The sequence below is a fragment of the Pseudomonas azotoformans genome (genome assembly GCF_900103345.1).
Classification (GTDB): Bacteria; Pseudomonadota; Gammaproteobacteria; order Pseudomonadales; family Pseudomonadaceae; genus Aquipseudomonas; species Aquipseudomonas azotoformans.
The window spans coordinates 2,902,286-2,917,579 of record NZ_LT629702.1 but is presented as its reverse complement, the minus strand read 5'-3'; the positions used below and the strand labels follow the sequence as shown (position 1 = coordinate 2,917,579).

The following is a 15,294-nucleotide window of genomic DNA, read 5'->3' as shown; positions in this document are numbered from 1 at the left end:
CCACCTCTTGTAGGAGCGAGCTTGCTCGCGAAGAACCCACAGGCAACACGTTCATTCAGAATGTCCGCGTGTCGTTGACGGTTTTCGCGAGCAAGCTCGCTCCTACAAAGGCAAATGCCGGCTCAACAGTGCCCGCAACGCTGCCGGTTTCACCGGCTTGGCCAGGTAATCCAACCCCGCCGCATGCACCTCGGCGACCATCTCCGGGCGGCCATCGGCACTGATCACCACACCGGGAATCGGCTCCGCCAATTGCGCGCGCAACCAACCCATCAGTTCAGTCCCGGTTTCGCCATGGTCCAGGTGGTAGTCCACCAAGGCCAGTTGCGGGCGCACGCCGTCGGCCAGTAATGCCGCGCATTGCGCCTGGTCGGTGGCGGTCCAGACCTCGCAGCCCCAGCGCGTCAGCAGGCTGCGCATACCGATCAGGATGCTCTCTTCGTTATCCACACACAGCACTTGCGCACCGCTCAGTGGCAGGCCGCTTTCCTGCGGCGTCTTGACCTGCGGGGCGGCCTGGTTGCGGGCCAGCGGCACACGCACGCTGAACACGCTGCCCTTGCCGGGCCATGAGCGCACGCTCAGGCGGTGGCCCAGCACGCGGCACAGCCCGTCGGCGATCGCCAGGCCCAGCCCCAGGCCTTTCTCGGCACGGGTCTGGTGGCTGTCCAGGCGCTTGAATTCTTCGAAGATCACCTTTTGTTTATCCAGCGGGATCCCCGGGCCACGATCCCATACTTCCAGGCACAGCTCGCCTTTGCGTCGGCGTACGCCCAGTAGCACCGGGCCATCGGCATAACGAAAGGCGTTTGTGAGGAAGTTCTGAAGAACTCGTCGGAGTAGCTTGATGTCGCTGTCCACGCGCAAGCGACTGCCACGCATACGGAAGCGAAGACCTTGCTCCTGGGCCAGCGCCTTGAACTCCGCGCCCAGGGTGTCGAACAGTTCGTTAAGCACAAAAGGATGGCGCTGCGGATTGATCTTGCCGTTTTCCAGGCGCGAGATATCCAGCAGGTCGCTGATCAGGTCTTCGGCGGAGCGCAGTGAGCTGTCCAGGTGCTGCACCAGTTGCCGGGCTTCGTCGGACAGGCCGTCGTTCTGGTGGGAGAGGGCGGCGGAGAACAGGCGTGCGGCATTCAGCGGTTGCATCAAGTCATGGCTGACGGCGGCCAGGAAGCGCGTCTTCGACTGGCTGGCGGACTCGGCCACGCCCTTGGCGTCAGTGAGCGCCACGTTGAGTTGCGACAGCTCGTGGGTGCGCTCGGCGACCCGTTGTTCCAGGCCTTCGTTGGCCTCGGTGAGGGCCTGCTCGGCTTCACGGAACGCGGTGATGTCGGTGAAACTCATCACGAAGCCGCCGCCGGGCATCGGGTTGCCGATCAGCTCGATCACCCGGCCATTGGGAAACAAGCGTTCAGAGGTGTGCGCACGGCCCTGGCGCATCCAGTGCAGGCGTCGCGCCACGTGCACTTCGGCCTCACCTGGCCCGCATAGGCCGCGTTCGGCGTTGTAGCGGATGATGTCGGCAATCGGCCGGCCGACGCTGATCAGGCCGTCCGGATAGTTGAACAGCTCCAGGTAACGCCGGTTCCAGGCCACCAGCTTGAGGGACTGGTCGACCACGCTGATGCCCTGGGTGATGTTCTCGATAGCGCCTTGCAGCAATGCGCGGTTGAACTGCAGCACTTCCGACGCTTCGTCGGCGATGCGTACGACGTCCTCCAGCTGCATTTCGCGCCCTTCGATGGCGGCTTTCACCACTGCGCGGGTCGAGGACGCCCCGAGTACGCCGGCCAGCAAGCGCTCCGTGTGAGCTATCCAGTCGTTGTCGGCGTTCTGGTTGGGGTTGAAGCCTTTGCCCTGGCGATAGGCGAAGCGGATAAAACTCTGCTGGGCGCGTTCTTCACCCACAAAGCGCGCGGCCAGGCTGAGCAAATCACTGATCTGCACCGACAGCATCGAGCGGGCGCTGGCGCGTTGGCTGATTTCCTGGCCAATAAAACGCCCGGCTTGCCAGTGTTCGGAAACCCGCGTACGCGACAGCATCGACACCCATACGAACAGCGTGAAGTTACCTGCCAGAGAAAACACGGTACCCAAGGTCAACGAAGTGACGGACAGACCCAGTGGGTGGGAATGCATCCACGTCAGTCCTGGGAAAAGGCTGAGGGACCAGCCCAGGCTTTTCGCCGTTACCGGTAGGACCAAGGTGTAGAACCACAGGAAAGTGCCCGCTGCCAGCCCGGCAAACACGCCGCGCCGGTTGGCCTGCTTCCAGTACAGCGCGCCGAGCATCGCCGGTGCCAGCTGGGTCACGGCGGCAAAGGCGATCTGGCCGATGGTTGCCAGGCTGGCAGACGAGCCCAGCAGGCGGTAACTGACGTAGGCCAGCAACAGGATGATCACGATGCTGACCCGGCGTACCGACAGCATCCAGTGGCGGAACACTTCGAACGGGCGCTCGGCGCTGGAGCGGCGCAGCAACCACGGCAGCAGCATGTCGTTGGAGACCATGGTCGACAAGGCGATGCTTGCCACGATCACCATGCCGGTGGCTGCCGAGGCGCCGCCGATAAAGGCCAGTACCGCCAGTGCCGGATGGGCTTCGGCCATGGGCAGGCTGATTACGTAGGAGTCCGGCAGCACCGAGCCCGGCAGCATCATCTTGCCGCCCAAGGCGATCGGTACTACAAACAGAGCGGCCAGGATCAGGTAGGCGGGGAACACCCATTTGGCCAGGCGCAGGTCCTGAGGGTCGATGTTTTCCACCACCGTGACATGAAACTGCCGAGGCAGGCAGATGATCGCCATCATCGCCACGCCGGTCTGCACTACCATCGACGGCCAGTTGACGGTCTCCTTCCAGTATTCCTCCAGGCGTGGTGCCAGCATGGCCTGGCTGAACAAATCACCGAAACCGTCATACAGGCCGTAGGTCACAAACGCACCCACCGCCAGAAACGCGAACAGCTTGACCAGGGATTCAAACGCAATCGCCAGCACCATGCCCCGGTGGTGCTCCGTGGCGTCGAGGTTGCGCGTACCAAACACGATGGTGAACAGTGCCAGCACCAGCGACACAATCAACGCGGTGTCCTGGGCGCGGGTGCCGGTGGTGTCGGCCCCAGCGCCGATCAACAGGTTCACCCCGAGCACGATGCCTTTGAGTTGCAGTGCGATATAGGGCAATACGCCGACCAGGCAGATGAGTGCGACCACCACCGCCAGCGATTGCGATTTGCCGTAGCGCGCGGCAATGAAGTCGGCGATGGAGGTGATGTTTTCCTGCTTGCTGATCAGAATCATCTTCTGCAGCACCCAGGGTGCCAACACCAGCAGCAGCACCGGTCCCAGGTAGATCGGTAAAAACGCCCACAGCTGTTCGGCGGCCTGGCCTACGGCGCCAAAGAAGGTCCAACTGGTGCAATAAACCGCCAGCGACAGGCTGTACACCCAGGCACGCATGCGCGGCGGCAGTGGCGCACGGCGGCGGTCTCCGTAGAAGGCGATGGCAAACATGATGGCCATATAGGCCAGGGCAACGGCGGCGATCAGCCCGCTGGACAGCGACATGGTAACTCCGAGCATAGGAACGCCCGGGCATTCCGGGCCCGGTTGGACAGTCTCGCATGATGCTTGGGGTTAGTCAGTGTCGACCAAGGTCGTGTGGGATCGAATGTCGCAGGTCATTCAGCGCGGTGGCAGGGTTTTCTGGCGCAGGATGTAGATTGTCACCAGCACGGCGCTGGTCAGCATGAAGCCGCGCGCCCACGGTAATGGCACTAAATAGCAGGACACGCCGATGCTCAGCCACATCAAGCCGATGGCGTAGACCTTGCCTTTGAGTGGGATGCCGTTGCCGTCCAGGTAATCACGGATCCACGGGCCAAGGCGCGGGTGTTGCACCAGCCAGTGGTAGAAACGCGGGGAGCTTCGGGCGAAGCAGGCGGCGGCGAGCAGCAGGAAGGGCGTGGTCGGCAATACCGGTAGGAAAATGCCGATCACTCCCAGCGCTACGCTCAACCAACCAATGGCCAGCAGCAGGTAGCGCAGGAGCAGCGGACGGTTGCCCATGGGTGTCACGGGCAAGCGACTCAGTGGTGACGTGGCTTGAGAATCGCCGGTTTTTCGTCAGGGGCGTTGCACAGCAGGTACAGCGCGGTGAGGGCTTCCGGGATCTGCACGATCATGTCGTCCATCAGGTTGGCGTCGGCGGCGATGTCGGAGAACTCCGGCTGGTCGTCGAACAGACCCGAACCGACCATGATCGGCAGCAGCATTTCGCTGACTTCTTCCTCGGCGGTTTCGAACCAGGCGGCTTCACGCAGGAACACGCCTTCCATGAAACCAATGCACCAGCCGCGCAGGTCGGAATCATCCGGCTCTTCGCCCAGGTCCAGTTCGCACGGCAGCTCGAACTCTTCGTCGGAGGCCAGTTGGCGACCGATGTGGGCCTTGAGGGCCAGCAGGGTGGCTTCGATTTCTTCGCGTTGGGCGGCGTCGGTGTAGTGCGGCTCTTCGGCGAACAGCGCGTCGATCCATTCACGGTCAGGCACGACCTCGGAGCAGATCGACAAGGCGGTCAGGTAGCCGTGGGCGGCCACGTAGTCCAGCGCCTCGTCATGCAGCTCATCGGCGTCGAGGAAGGCTTGCAGGCGGGTTAGTTGCTCAGCGAAGGACATTGAAGAGTTACCTTGGGAATAAACGATGCTGAATTCTAGGCTTTCTTGAGCGCCCAGGCCAGCGTGGGAGCGGGCTTGCTCGCGAAGAGGGCGATTTGGTGTGGCTGGCGGAATGAATTTCTCAGCGTTTCTGGAGGGATGCCCGGTTTTTACTATTCGTCAGTGATGCCCTTTGCCGGGGATCGCTCGGGTATACTGCCGCGTTTTGTGATGCCCTTGCAGGCCAAGCGCCAGCCCGCGAAAACTTCGCTTACGGATTATTTCCCGTGAAAGCGTGTTTTTTCGGCCAGCCTGTACAGAGGGATTTCGGCACCATTTTGGAGTTTTACATGCTCGAGCAGGCTCAACGCGTCCTCAAGGACATCTTCGGCTACGACAGTTTTCGTGGCCGCCAGGGTGCGATCATTGAGCGCGTGGCCAGTGGCGGTGACGCACTGGTCCTGATGCCTACCGGTGGCGGCAAGTCATTGTGCTTCCAGGTGCCTGCGCTGTTGCGCAATGGCCTGGCGGTGGTGGTATCGCCGCTGATCGCGTTGATGGACGATCAGGTCGCCACCCTCGAAGAACTCGGGGTTGCAGCAGCGTCATTGAATTCCACCCTCAGTGCCGAGCAGCAGCGCGACCTGGCGGCGCGGATCAAGCGCGGTGAAGTGAAGATGCTCTACCTGGCGCCTGAGCGCCTGGTGCAGCCACGCATGCTGGCTTTTTTGCAGGGCCTGGAAATAGCCTTGTTCGCCATCGACGAAGCCCACTGCGTATCGCAATGGGGCCATGACTTCCGGCGTGAATACCTGCAACTCGGCCAGTTGGCGGAGCTGTTTCCCGATGTGCCGCGCATTGCGTTGACCGCGACTGCCGACAAGCGCACCCGCGAAGAAATCGTCGAGCGCCTGCATCTGCAGAACGCCGAGCGCTTCCTCTCAAGCTTCGACCGACCGAATATCTTCTATCGCATCGTGCCCAAGGAACAGCCGCGCAAGCAGTTGCTGGCGTTCCTCTCCGAGCGGCGCAGCGATGCGGGCATCGTTTATTGCCTGTCGCGCAAGAAGGTCGATGAAGTCGCCGCATTCCTCTGCGAGCAAGGCTACCCGGCGTTGCCGTACCATGCCGGCCTGCCCAACGAAACGCGTTCGGCGCACCAGAAGCGCTTCCTCAACGAGGAAGGCCTGATCATGGTGGCCACCATCGCGTTCGGCATGGGCATCGATAAATCCAACGTACGCTTCGTTGCGCATATGGACTTGCCCAAATCCCTCGAGGCGTACTACCAGGAAACCGGTCGCGCCGGCCGTGATGGCCTGCCGGCGGATGCCTGGATGGTCTATGGCCTGCAGGACGTGGTGATGCTCAAGCAGATGCTGCAGAACTCCGAAGGCGACGAGCGTCACAAGCGCCTGGAGCAGCACAAACTTGACGCGATGCTCTCGCTGTGTGAGGAAACCCGCTGCCGGCGCCAGACCCTGCTGGCATATTTCGATGAAGACATGCCCGAACCATGCGGTCATTGCGATAACTGCGTCGATGGCGTGCAGACCTGGGATGCCACCGAGCCGGCGCGCCAGGGCTTGTCCGCTATCTACCGCACCGGCCAGCGTTATGGCGTGGGCCACTTGGTGGATGTCTTGCTGGGCAAGGACAACGAGAAAGTCCGCAGCTTTGGCCACGAAAAACTCTCGGTCTACGGTGTCGGCAAGGCCCGCGCTGAAGGTGAATGGCGCTCGCTGTTCCGCCAGATGGTCGCACGTGGGTTGGTGGACATCGATATCGAAGGTTTTGGCGGCCTGCGCTTGAATGACAGTTGCCGGCCGTTGCTCAAGGGCGAGGTCAGCCTGGAGTTGCGCCGCGACCTCAAGCCGCAGACCACCGCCAAGACCAGCACCAGTCAGGCCAGCCAACTGGTGCGCTTTGAGGAGCGCGAGCAGTGGGAAGCCTTGCGCACCTTGCGGCGCAAACTGGCGCAGGAACACAGTGTGCCGCCATACGTCATTTTCCCCGACTCGACCCTGTTGGAAATGTTGCGCGAACAACCTACCACCATGGCCGAGATGGCGCGGGTCAGCGGCGTGGGTGCGCGCAAGTTGGAGCGTTACGGCCAGGCGTTCCTCGAAGTGCTCGGCGGCCAGGCCGAAGCGCCGAAGGAAGTCGCCGATATCCGCCACGAACTGATCAGCCTGGCACGCGCTGGCATGACCCCGATGCAGATCGCCGGTCAGCTGCAATGTTCGGAAAAAAACGTTTACACCTTGCTTGCCGAATCCATCGGCAAGCAGCAATTGTCGTTGGAGCAAGCCCTTGATTTGCCGGAGGATCTGCTCGGCGAAATCCAGGATGCGTTCCTCGACGGAGAGGGCGAATTGCCACCGGTCGCAGAGATTGCGCCGCTGTTCACCGGGCGTGTTCCAGAGGGGGTTTTGTACTGCGTGCGGGCGGCTTTGCAGTCCGAATTCGAAATTTAATGTGCCAATTACGACAATGTAACGAATCAGTACATAGCACCTCTTGCCTAGTGACATGGCTCATGCTTAGCTGACTAATAATTAGCCATACTTTATTTTCAGTCTAAATAATGAGTTTTTTATGTCGTTAACCGATCAACATCGTTTTGGCATGCAGCTGGCGCAAATGTCCCGTGGGTGGCGCGCCGAGCTGGACCGCCGTTTGGCGGGGCTTGGTTTATCCCAGGCGCGCTGGCTGGTTCTGCTGCACTTGGCTCGTTTTGAAGAAGCACCCACCCAGCGCGAGCTGGCGCAAAGCGTTGGCGTCGAAGGGCCGACACTGGCTCGCCTGCTGGACAGCCTCGAAGGCCAAGGCCTGGTGCAACGCCAGGCCGTGGTGGAAGACCGTCGTGCCAAGCGCATCGTGCTGTGTGATACCGCCCGGCCACTGATCGAACAAATCGAAACCATCGCCACCGCCCTGCGCCACGAACTGTTTGTGGGGGTAGACGAAGCCGACTTGAGCGTGTGCATGCGCGTGCATGGGCACATCCTGGCGAATCTGGAAAAGTCCTGAAGAAACCACTGTGCTGGCTTACTGTGGTAAGTAGGGCTGTTGTGGTGAGCGGGCTTGCCCCGCGTTGGGCTGCGAAGCAGCCCCACTAAAGTCACCGCGTTTTTTCAGTCAGAAATCAGTCGTCTGTTTTTGGGGCCGCTGCGCAGCCCAGCGCGGGGCAAGCCCGCTCGCCACAACAGCGCCGCTCTACACAATCGGGTTCTGTGCAAGACGCTAAAACGTCTGCCCCAGGTTCAGATACACCGCCTTCTGGTTATCATCGTTGAACCCATAGCTGAAATTCAGCGGCCCCAACGGCGTATCGAACCCCAGGAAGATACTCGCCGCATTGATGTAGCCGCTGTCGAATTCGTTGTCGTTGTTCCACGCCCGGCCGCGTTCCAGTGACGCACCCAGGTACAACGGGAAATCCAGCGGCAAGTACGAGCGAGGCGTGAGCCTGCGGTAATACACCGCCCGCATCAGGCTGATGTTCTGCCCCGAGATCGCATCCTGGCGGAAGCCTGAGAGCTGCCGCGCGCCCCCCAGCAGGAAGCTGGAAATCACCACATCCGAATCATCCAGGGTGCGCCCGTAGCGTCCACCCAGCACCAGGGTGTCCGGGCCGTGGCTCATGGCCTTGTCGAGCTTGAATTCCCATTGGCGGTAGCGCTGGTCCGAGCCCAGCCCCGGTTCGAATTCGCGCAAGGCCAGGCCGATGTCTTCGCCGCTGTGGGGGAAGTAAACGTTGTCCAGGGAGTCGAAGGAGTATTTCAACTCATAGAACCCTTCGCTGAAACTCACACTGGGCGAATCCCGGTCGCCGATACGCACATCCGCCTTGCCCCAGGCTTCGCCGACGCCGAAGCGGATCTCGCCGCTGCTGCCGATCTGCCGCCCGACGTTCAAGCCGAAACCGTAGCGCTCCAAGCGGTATTCGGAGACCGGGTCGTTGTCCAGGGTCAGCTCGACGTTCTGCGCCTGTGCCCTGATGTACGGTGCGACAAAGTAGCGCGAGCCGGTGTCCATCGGCTGGTAGAACTCGCTGTACAGTTCCTGGCGGTCACCGATCTGCACCCGCGTCAGCCATTCTGCGCCAAGACGGTTGATGCCATTCATGCGGTAGCTGGCGCCGAGATTAAAGGCGCTGTCGCCGCGCATGTCATCCGACAAGTTCAGGCCCAGGCGCAGGTAATCGGTGCCGCTGCGCTTGCCCCGCGCGCTGATCACCAGGGTGTTGTCCTGGCCCTTCTTGACCACGCGGTATTGCACCTGCTCGAAATAATCCAGGCCGTACAGGGTGCCCATGTCGGTTTGCAGGCGCCCCAGGTTGAGTGGTTCGCCCAGGGGCTGGCGAATGTAGTAGCGGATCACGTCGTCGCTGACTTTCGAATCGTTCTCTACGCTGATCGCGGTGATCACCGGGGTGCGTTCGCCCGGTGTGCGGGCGGCCACCAATTGCGGGTCGACCGGCTCGGCGGGGCGCAGGTGAGCCAGGCGTGCGTCAAGGGCACGGGTGGCGCGGTAGCCGGCGTCGATCATGTCCTTGGCGCGGCCGAAGTCGGTCACGCCATAGGCGGCGAGGGGCGGCTGGATCAGAACGTCCTTGGGGTGCAGGTCCTTGAGTTGTTCTTCGGAATTGCGTCGGGTCATCAGGGTGATGGACTGGTTGAGCACATCCACCACCGTGGCCAGTTGCTTGCGCGAACGCAGCGGGGTGCCGATGTCCACGACAATGGCGATGTCCACGCCCATCTCCCGCGCCACATCCAGCGGGATGTTGTCGGTCATGCCGCCGTCCACCAGCAGCCGGCCGTCCAGTTCCACCGGGGCGAATACCGCCGGGATCGACATGCTGGCGCGGATCACCTGGGGCAGGTGGCCCTTGCGAAACACCACCTTCTCGCCGGTGGTGATGTCGGTCGCCACCGCCCTGAAGGGGATGGGCAACTTGTCGAAGTTACGCGTGTTGCTGGTGTGGGCGAACATGCTTTCCAGCAGCAGCGCCAGGTTCTGGCCCTGGATCACACCCAGTGGCAGGCCCAGGCTGCCGTCGTCGCGGAAGCTGAGTTTCTGCTTGACCAGGAAGTCCCGGTCGTCCTGCTTGCGTCGGAATGGTACGTCTTCCCGGGGCGGTGCGTCAGACAAGGCCTGTTGCCAGTCGATACTCAGCGCCAGTTTTTCCAGCTCATCGATCTTGTAGCCCGACGCATACAGTCCGCCGATCACCGCGCCCATGCTGGTGCCGGCAATCGCGTCGATCTGGATACCTTGCTCTTCCAGCGCCTTGAGCACGCCGATATGGGCCAGGCCACGGGCGGCGCCGCCGGACAGCACCAGGCCGATTTTCGGGCGTGGCGCTTCAATGGCGTCGGCAAGCAGAGGGAACAGGCACAGCAACAGGCAGGACAGCAGGCGGCGCATCAGGAATCTCGGGGCTGGGCGATAAAGGCCGGTATTATAGCCACTCGATCCGCCGAGCCCGTTATGCCAGGAGCTTCTCAAGTTATGTCCACAAGCAAACCCGAGATCGTCATCACCTATTGCACCCAGTGCCAGTGGCTGCTGCGCGCCGCGTGGCTGGCGCAGGAACTGTTGAGTACATTTGCCGATGACCTGGGCAAAGTGTCGCTGGAGCCGGCCACCGGCGGCGCGTTTCGCATCACCTGTGATGGCGTGCAGATCTGGGAGCGCAAGGCGGACGGTGGTTTCCCCGAAGCCAAGGTGCTAAAGCAGCGCGTGCGCGACCGGATCGACCCGCAACGTGACCTGGGGCACAACGACCGTACGCAGTGAAAGTCACCGCCTTATTATTAGGGGCGGTGACCCTCTAGCGCAGCCCTATTTGGCGGCCATCTTGTGTTTGATGAAGCCAATCAGCCACGTCAGTACGAGGCCACCTATACCACCCCCACAATGTTGCTGCCAACTGCCGCCACATCCAGCGCTTCACCGCCCGAGGTGCCCGTGAATGCCGCGACGACCTGGCCCAACACCAGTCCGCCGACACCACCGATCAGTGTATTGAGCCCGGTCCCGAGGCTCTGTTTGGTCATGCCGGCGACGTTGCCGCCGACCGCCCCGCTGATGATCTGTACCAATAAGCTGATGAGCATTTCCATGTTAAAGCTCCCGCATCGCGTTGAGGTTGTGACCACTCGCTTGCAGCAACTTCAGAACACACCCTGGCTGTCGTCGAGCTGTCGGTTATCCGTTGAACGACTGCTGACTGTTGCGGATGTTTAAAGTATAGATCAGGCCGTTGCAGTGGGCTGTTTAGCCTGGCTGGCGCTGCCCATCAACCCCGACAGCACAATGGCGACGATGATCAGCGCGCCACCCAGCAGCATGCGCAGCGTCGGCGTTTCGGCAAACAGCAGCCAGGCGGCGGTGATGCCGTAGACCGGCTCCATGGCGAACACCACCGAGGCGGTGCGTGCCTTGATCACCGCGAGGCTGGCGACAAACAGGCTGTGGGCCAGGCCTGTACAGAACACGCCGAGCAAACCGATCCACAGCCAGTCGATTGCCCGTACCTCGGTCAGCCCTGGTGCCGCCACCGGCAACAGGCAAACAGCGACCACCACGTTCTGGCACAACGCCGCCTGCACTGCGGGGATGCGGCCGGAGCTGGCGCGGTTGTTCAATGAAAGCAGCGAAAACAGCAGCCCCGAGGCGATCCCCCAGAGCAAGCCGCCAGTGGCTTCGCTGGCGAGGTTGAAGTCTGGGGTGACCAGCACCAGCCCGATGCTGACCAGCACCACCAGCACGATTTCGTTGGGGCGGATCCGCTCGCGGAAAATCAACCCTTCGAGGATCACGGTAAACGCCGGGAACGCGGTGAAGCCCAGTGTCGCGACGGCCACGCCGGCCACCTTGACGGCGATAAAGAAGGTCACCCAGTGCGCTGCCAGCAACACGCCGCTCACCAGCAGCCGGCGCCAGTCGCGCAGTTCCAGTGTCTTCCATGCCGTGTTGCTGGCGAACCGGGCAAACACCGCAAGGGCCACCACGGCAAACACCGCGCGACCAAACACGATGATGGCCGGCGAAGCGGCCGCGAGTTTGCCGAATACGCCGGTAAGGCCAAACATCAATGCGCCGATATGCAGGGCGCCGAGGGCTGAGCGGGGAGTCATTGCGATCCTTGAGACAAGCGGGTGGCAAGTGCGCAGTCTAGTGGGTCGCCGGTGCGGATGTCTGTCGTGCGGCTCGCGTTTTTTATCGCAGGACTCTTCCTACGCGTTGCGGCGCAATGCCCCCGGTGACGCGCCGAACTCACGCAGCATCGCGGCGGCAAAGGCGCTTTGCGAGGTGTAGCCGACGCGATCGGCGACTTCACCGATGGCCAGCGGCGTTTTGCGCAGCAGGTCCAAGGCCATCTGCAGGCGACGGCTGCGGATGTAGTCCATCGGCGTTTGCCCGCATTCGGCGATAAAGCGTGCGTGTAAACGTGCCACCGACAGGTCGGCGATGCGCGCCAGGTCCGCCACCTGCAGCGGGTGCGCAAGGTGGCGCTCGATGTGCGCATTGAACGCCGCGTACGGCAGGCGCCGTCCCGGCAGGGGTTGGGCCTGGGGATGATTGAGGCTGGCCAGCAACAGCACCGCGCCTTGCTGGACGATCAGCGGGTCATGCACCGGGCTTTGCGCCAGCCATTGCACCAACTGGCTCTGCCGCGTATCCAGGGCCAGCCGCGACGGTTGGTCGAGCAGGCGGCGGCTGGCGTCGGCATGTTCGCCCAGCGATTGCAGCACCCAATGCTCGGTAGGCACATCCAGCACCAGGCAGCGGCTGCCATCACGGCTGCCGCACGCATGGTGGGCCGAGAAAGGCAGCACCATCACGCTGCTTTCGCGGACCTGGCTGCCACGCCCATCGACTTCCAGGTCCAGGTGCCCGGACAGGCCGAACACCAACTGCGCATGGTCATGGCTGTGGGCGAGGGGCGCTTCGAGGTAATGGCGCAGGGTGAGGGCGGGTCCCATAGTGATCTCCGGGGCGGCAAGCCGGCAGTCTACAACGCTTTGCGGCCGGCAGGCGCTGTCATCAGACTGACGCACAGTTGTCATGGGCTATTAATCGCCAGGGCGCAAGCTCGCGAAAACACCGTCGAGGGATGCCCATGACCAGTGCCGAGTTCACCAAGCCCAGCCGCAAGCAACGGGTGCGTACCCTGTGGATTTCCGATGTGCACCTGGGCACCCGGGATTGCCAGGCTGAGCATCTGTCGCAATTTCTCAAGGGCTATCACGCCGACAAGGTCTACCTGGTCGGCGACATCATCGACGGCTGGAAACTGCGTGGCGGCATGTATTGGCCCCAGGCCCACACCAACGTGATCCGTCGCCTGCTGACCATGGCCAAGCGCGGCACCGAGGTCATCTATGTCACCGGTAACCATGACGAATTCCTGCGCCGTTATTCCAAGCTGATCCTGGGCAATATCCAGCTGGTGGACGAAGCCATCCACGTGACTGCCGATGGCCGCCATCTGTTGGTGATCCACGGTGACCAGTTCGACGTAATCACCCGCTATCACCGCTGGCTGGCGTTCCTCGGCGATTCGGCCTACGAATTCACCCTCACACTCAACCGCTGGCTCAATCACTGGCGGGCGCGCTATGGCTATGGCTATTGGTCGCTGTCGGCGTACCTCAAGCACAAGGTCAAGACGGCGGTGAACTTCATCAGCGATTTCGAAGAAGCCATCGCCCACGAGGTGACCAAACGCGAGTTGCATGGAGTGGTGTGCGGGCATATTCACCATGCGGAGATTCGCAAGGTGGGCGAGGTGGATTACCTCAATTGCGGGGATTGGGTGGAGTCATGCACGGCGTTGATCGAGCACTGGGATGGGAGTATCGAGTTGTATCGGTTGGCGGATGCGCAGGCCAAGGAAGCACAGCTCAAGGCTGAGATGGTTGCTGGCTAGCGTCGGACTCGGTCCAAAATGTGGGAGCGGGCTTGCTCGCGAATGCGCAGTGACAGCCGACAACTATAGTGACTGATACACCGCATTCGCGAGCAAGCCCGCTCCCACATTTAGATTGAGTTTCGTCAGTTGGAGACGTTGGCGATGGCCTTGGCCAGCAAGGCCAACCGCGTGGCATCAATCCCTGCCACATTCGCCCGGCCAGAACTCACCATATACACACTGTGCTTTTCACGCAGTTGCTTCACCTGCTCGGCGCTCAAGCCGGTATAGGAAAACATCCCGCGCTGTGCACCGATATGCGCAAACCGCTCTGACAAGCCATGGGGCGCCAACGCCTCCACCAAGCCGGAGCGCAGGTGTGCGATCCGCGAACGCATGGCTTCAACCTCGTCGCTCCACTGCTTTTTCAGTCCTGCATCGCCGAGGATGGTCGCCACCACTGCGGCACCATGGTCCGGCGGCGTCGACCACAGGTTGCGCGCCGTGTTCGCCAGTTGGCTGCGCACGTCTGTCAGTTTCTCGGCATCCGGCGCGCAGACGATCAGCGCGCCGACACGGTCGCTGTACAAGCCGAAGTTTTTCGAGCAGGAGCTGGTGACCAGCACTTCCGGCAACTCGGCCGCAAATAGCCGCACCGCCCAGGCGTCTTGCTCCAGGCCATCGCCAAAGCCCTGGTAGGCGAAGTCGATCAGCGGCAGCAACTGGCGCTCGCGCACGATCTGCAGCACCTGGCGCCAGTCATCCTGGGACAGGTCGAAACCGGTCGGGTTGTGGCAGCAGGCGTGCAGCAGCACGACATCGCCTTGGGGCACGCTGGACAAGGTGGCGAGCATTGCCGCCACGTCCAGGCGATTGTCAGCGCCCACGTACGGGTAATGGCTGACCGGGATCCCGGCCTTGGCGAAGATGGTTTCGTGGATCGGCCAGGTCGGGTTACTCAGCCATACGCCACGGCCCGGCAGGTTCTGCGCGATAAAATCGGCGCTCAAACGCAGGGCACCGGTGCCGCCTGGGGTCTGGGTGGCGCCGGCACGACGGTCGCGCAGCAGCGGGGAGTCGGCGCCGAGCACCAGTTCGCTGATCAGCTTGCCGAACGCGGCATTGCCGTGGCCGCCGATGTAGGTCTTGGTGGTTTGCGTGTCCACCAGGCGTTGCTCGGCCAGCTTCACCGAGTGTGGAATCGGCGTCAGGCCCTGGTCATCTTTATAGACGCCCACGCCCAGGTCGAATTTGTTCGGGTTGGCGTCCTGGGCGTACAGGTCCATCAGCCCGAGGATCGGGTCGCCGGGCACGCGGCCAATGGTATCGAAGTGCATTACTTGCGGCCCTCGGCGTCCTTGGCCACTTCGTCGGTGCGTGCGGCCATGATGAAGTCGTTGCGGTGCAGGCCCTTGATGGAGTGGCTCCACCAGGTCACGGTGACCTTGCCCCACTCGGTGAGCAGGCCTGGGTGATGGCCTTCGGCTTCGGAGATTTCCCCCATGGCGTTGGTGAAGGCCAGGGCGAACTTGAAGTTCTTGAACAGGAAAACCTTTTCCAGTTGCATCACGCCGTCGCGGACTTCGATGTTCCAGTCAGGGATCTGCTTGAGCAATACCGGCAGTTCTTCGTCGCTGACTTGCGGGGCATCGGCGCGGCAGGCTTCGCAGTGGGCTTGGTTCAAGGTGGTCATGATGGTGTCCT

The 15,294-nt window shown here is 62.1% G+C and carries 12 protein-coding genes and 1 pseudogene; 4 read left to right on the top strand and 9 right to left on the bottom strand.

Annotation, left to right across the window (positions count from 1 at the left end; all coding sequences use genetic code 11):
- Positions 1-102 precede the first annotated feature (102 nt).
- The 3 genes from BLR69_RS12925 to BLR69_RS12915 all read right to left on the bottom strand — a co-directional run bounded on the left by BLR69_RS12925 (position 103) and on the right by BLR69_RS12915 (position 4,682).
- Entirely contained in the window at positions 103-3,573 is a 3,471-nt protein-coding gene (locus BLR69_RS12925; RefSeq protein WP_071493778.1) for a hybrid sensor histidine kinase/response regulator, read from the bottom strand.
- Between the two features lie 117 nt (positions 3,574-3,690).
- The gene (locus BLR69_RS12920; RefSeq protein ID WP_071491302.1) at positions 3,691-4,074 is read right to left on the bottom strand and encodes a YbaN family protein; all 384 of its coding nucleotides are present in this window, start codon (positions 4,072-4,074) and stop codon (positions 3,691-3,693) included.
- 20 nt (positions 4,075-4,094) lie between these two features.
- Positions 4,095-4,682: a UPF0149 family protein gene (locus BLR69_RS12915; RefSeq protein ID WP_058424934.1), complete on the bottom strand. Its 588-nt coding sequence runs from the start codon at positions 4,680-4,682 to the stop codon at positions 4,095-4,097.
- A 329-nt stretch (positions 4,683-5,011) separates the two neighbouring features.
- Between BLR69_RS12915 and recQ the strand changes: the two genes are divergently transcribed.
- Together recQ and BLR69_RS12905 are read left to right on the top strand one after the other, a co-directional pair.
- Positions 5,012-7,138 (top strand): DNA helicase RecQ, encoded by a 2,127-nt coding sequence (recQ, locus tag BLR69_RS12910; RefSeq protein ID WP_071493777.1) that lies wholly within the window; start codon positions 5,012-5,014, stop codon positions 7,136-7,138.
- A gap of 121 nt (positions 7,139-7,259) precedes the next feature.
- Positions 7,260-7,694, top strand: coding sequence for a MarR family transcriptional regulator (locus tag BLR69_RS12905; RefSeq protein ID WP_058424932.1), 435 nt, complete (start codon positions 7,260-7,262; stop codon positions 7,692-7,694).
- Between the two features lie 213 nt (positions 7,695-7,907).
- On the opposite strand, the gene BLR69_RS12900 is transcribed toward BLR69_RS12905, so the two are convergent.
- A complete protein-coding gene (locus BLR69_RS12900; RefSeq protein ID WP_071493776.1) occupies positions 7,908-10,097 on the bottom strand; it encodes a patatin-like phospholipase family protein in 2,190 nt (729 codons plus the stop codon).
- 84 nt (positions 10,098-10,181) lie between these two features.
- Between BLR69_RS12900 and BLR69_RS12895 the strand changes: the two genes are divergently transcribed.
- Positions 10,182-10,469, top strand: coding sequence for a SelT/SelW/SelH family protein (locus BLR69_RS12895; RefSeq protein WP_058424930.1), 288 nt, complete (start codon positions 10,182-10,184; stop codon positions 10,467-10,469).
- 45 nt (positions 10,470-10,514) lie between these two features.
- Here the strand turns inward: BLR69_RS12895 and BLR69_RS12890 are convergent.
- From BLR69_RS12890 to BLR69_RS12880, 3 genes and pseudogenes are all read right to left on the bottom strand, one after another.
- Positions 10,515-10,795 (bottom strand): annotated as a pseudogene (locus BLR69_RS12890) (hypothetical protein).
- A gap of 132 nt (positions 10,796-10,927) precedes the next feature.
- Complete coding sequence (locus BLR69_RS12885; protein ID WP_071493774.1) at positions 10,928-11,812, bottom strand: DMT family transporter; 885 nt, start codon at positions 11,810-11,812, stop codon at positions 10,928-10,930.
- Between the two features lie 99 nt (positions 11,813-11,911).
- Complete coding sequence (locus BLR69_RS12880; RefSeq protein WP_071493773.1) at positions 11,912-12,661, bottom strand: AraC family transcriptional regulator; 750 nt, start codon at positions 12,659-12,661, stop codon at positions 11,912-11,914.
- Between the two features lie 137 nt (positions 12,662-12,798).
- On the opposite strand from BLR69_RS12880, the gene BLR69_RS12875 reads away from it, so the two are divergent.
- A complete protein-coding gene (locus BLR69_RS12875) occupies positions 12,799-13,608 on the top strand; it encodes a UDP-2,3-diacylglucosamine diphosphatase (RefSeq protein WP_071493772.1) in 810 nt (269 codons plus the stop codon).
- A 125-nt stretch (positions 13,609-13,733) separates the two neighbouring features.
- Here the strand turns inward: BLR69_RS12875 and BLR69_RS12870 are convergent, their stop codons facing one another.
- Together BLR69_RS12870 and BLR69_RS12865 are read right to left on the bottom strand one after the other, a co-directional pair.
- Complete coding sequence (locus tag BLR69_RS12870; protein ID WP_071493771.1) at positions 13,734-14,927, bottom strand: amino acid aminotransferase; 1,194 nt, start codon at positions 14,925-14,927, stop codon at positions 13,734-13,736.
- A complete protein-coding gene (locus BLR69_RS12865) occupies positions 14,927-15,283 on the bottom strand; it encodes a 4a-hydroxytetrahydrobiopterin dehydratase (protein ID WP_010208721.1) in 357 nt (118 codons plus the stop codon). Before BLR69_RS12865 ends, BLR69_RS12870 begins: the two co-directional genes overlap by 1 nt.
- Positions 15,284-15,294: the final 11 nt, after the last annotated feature.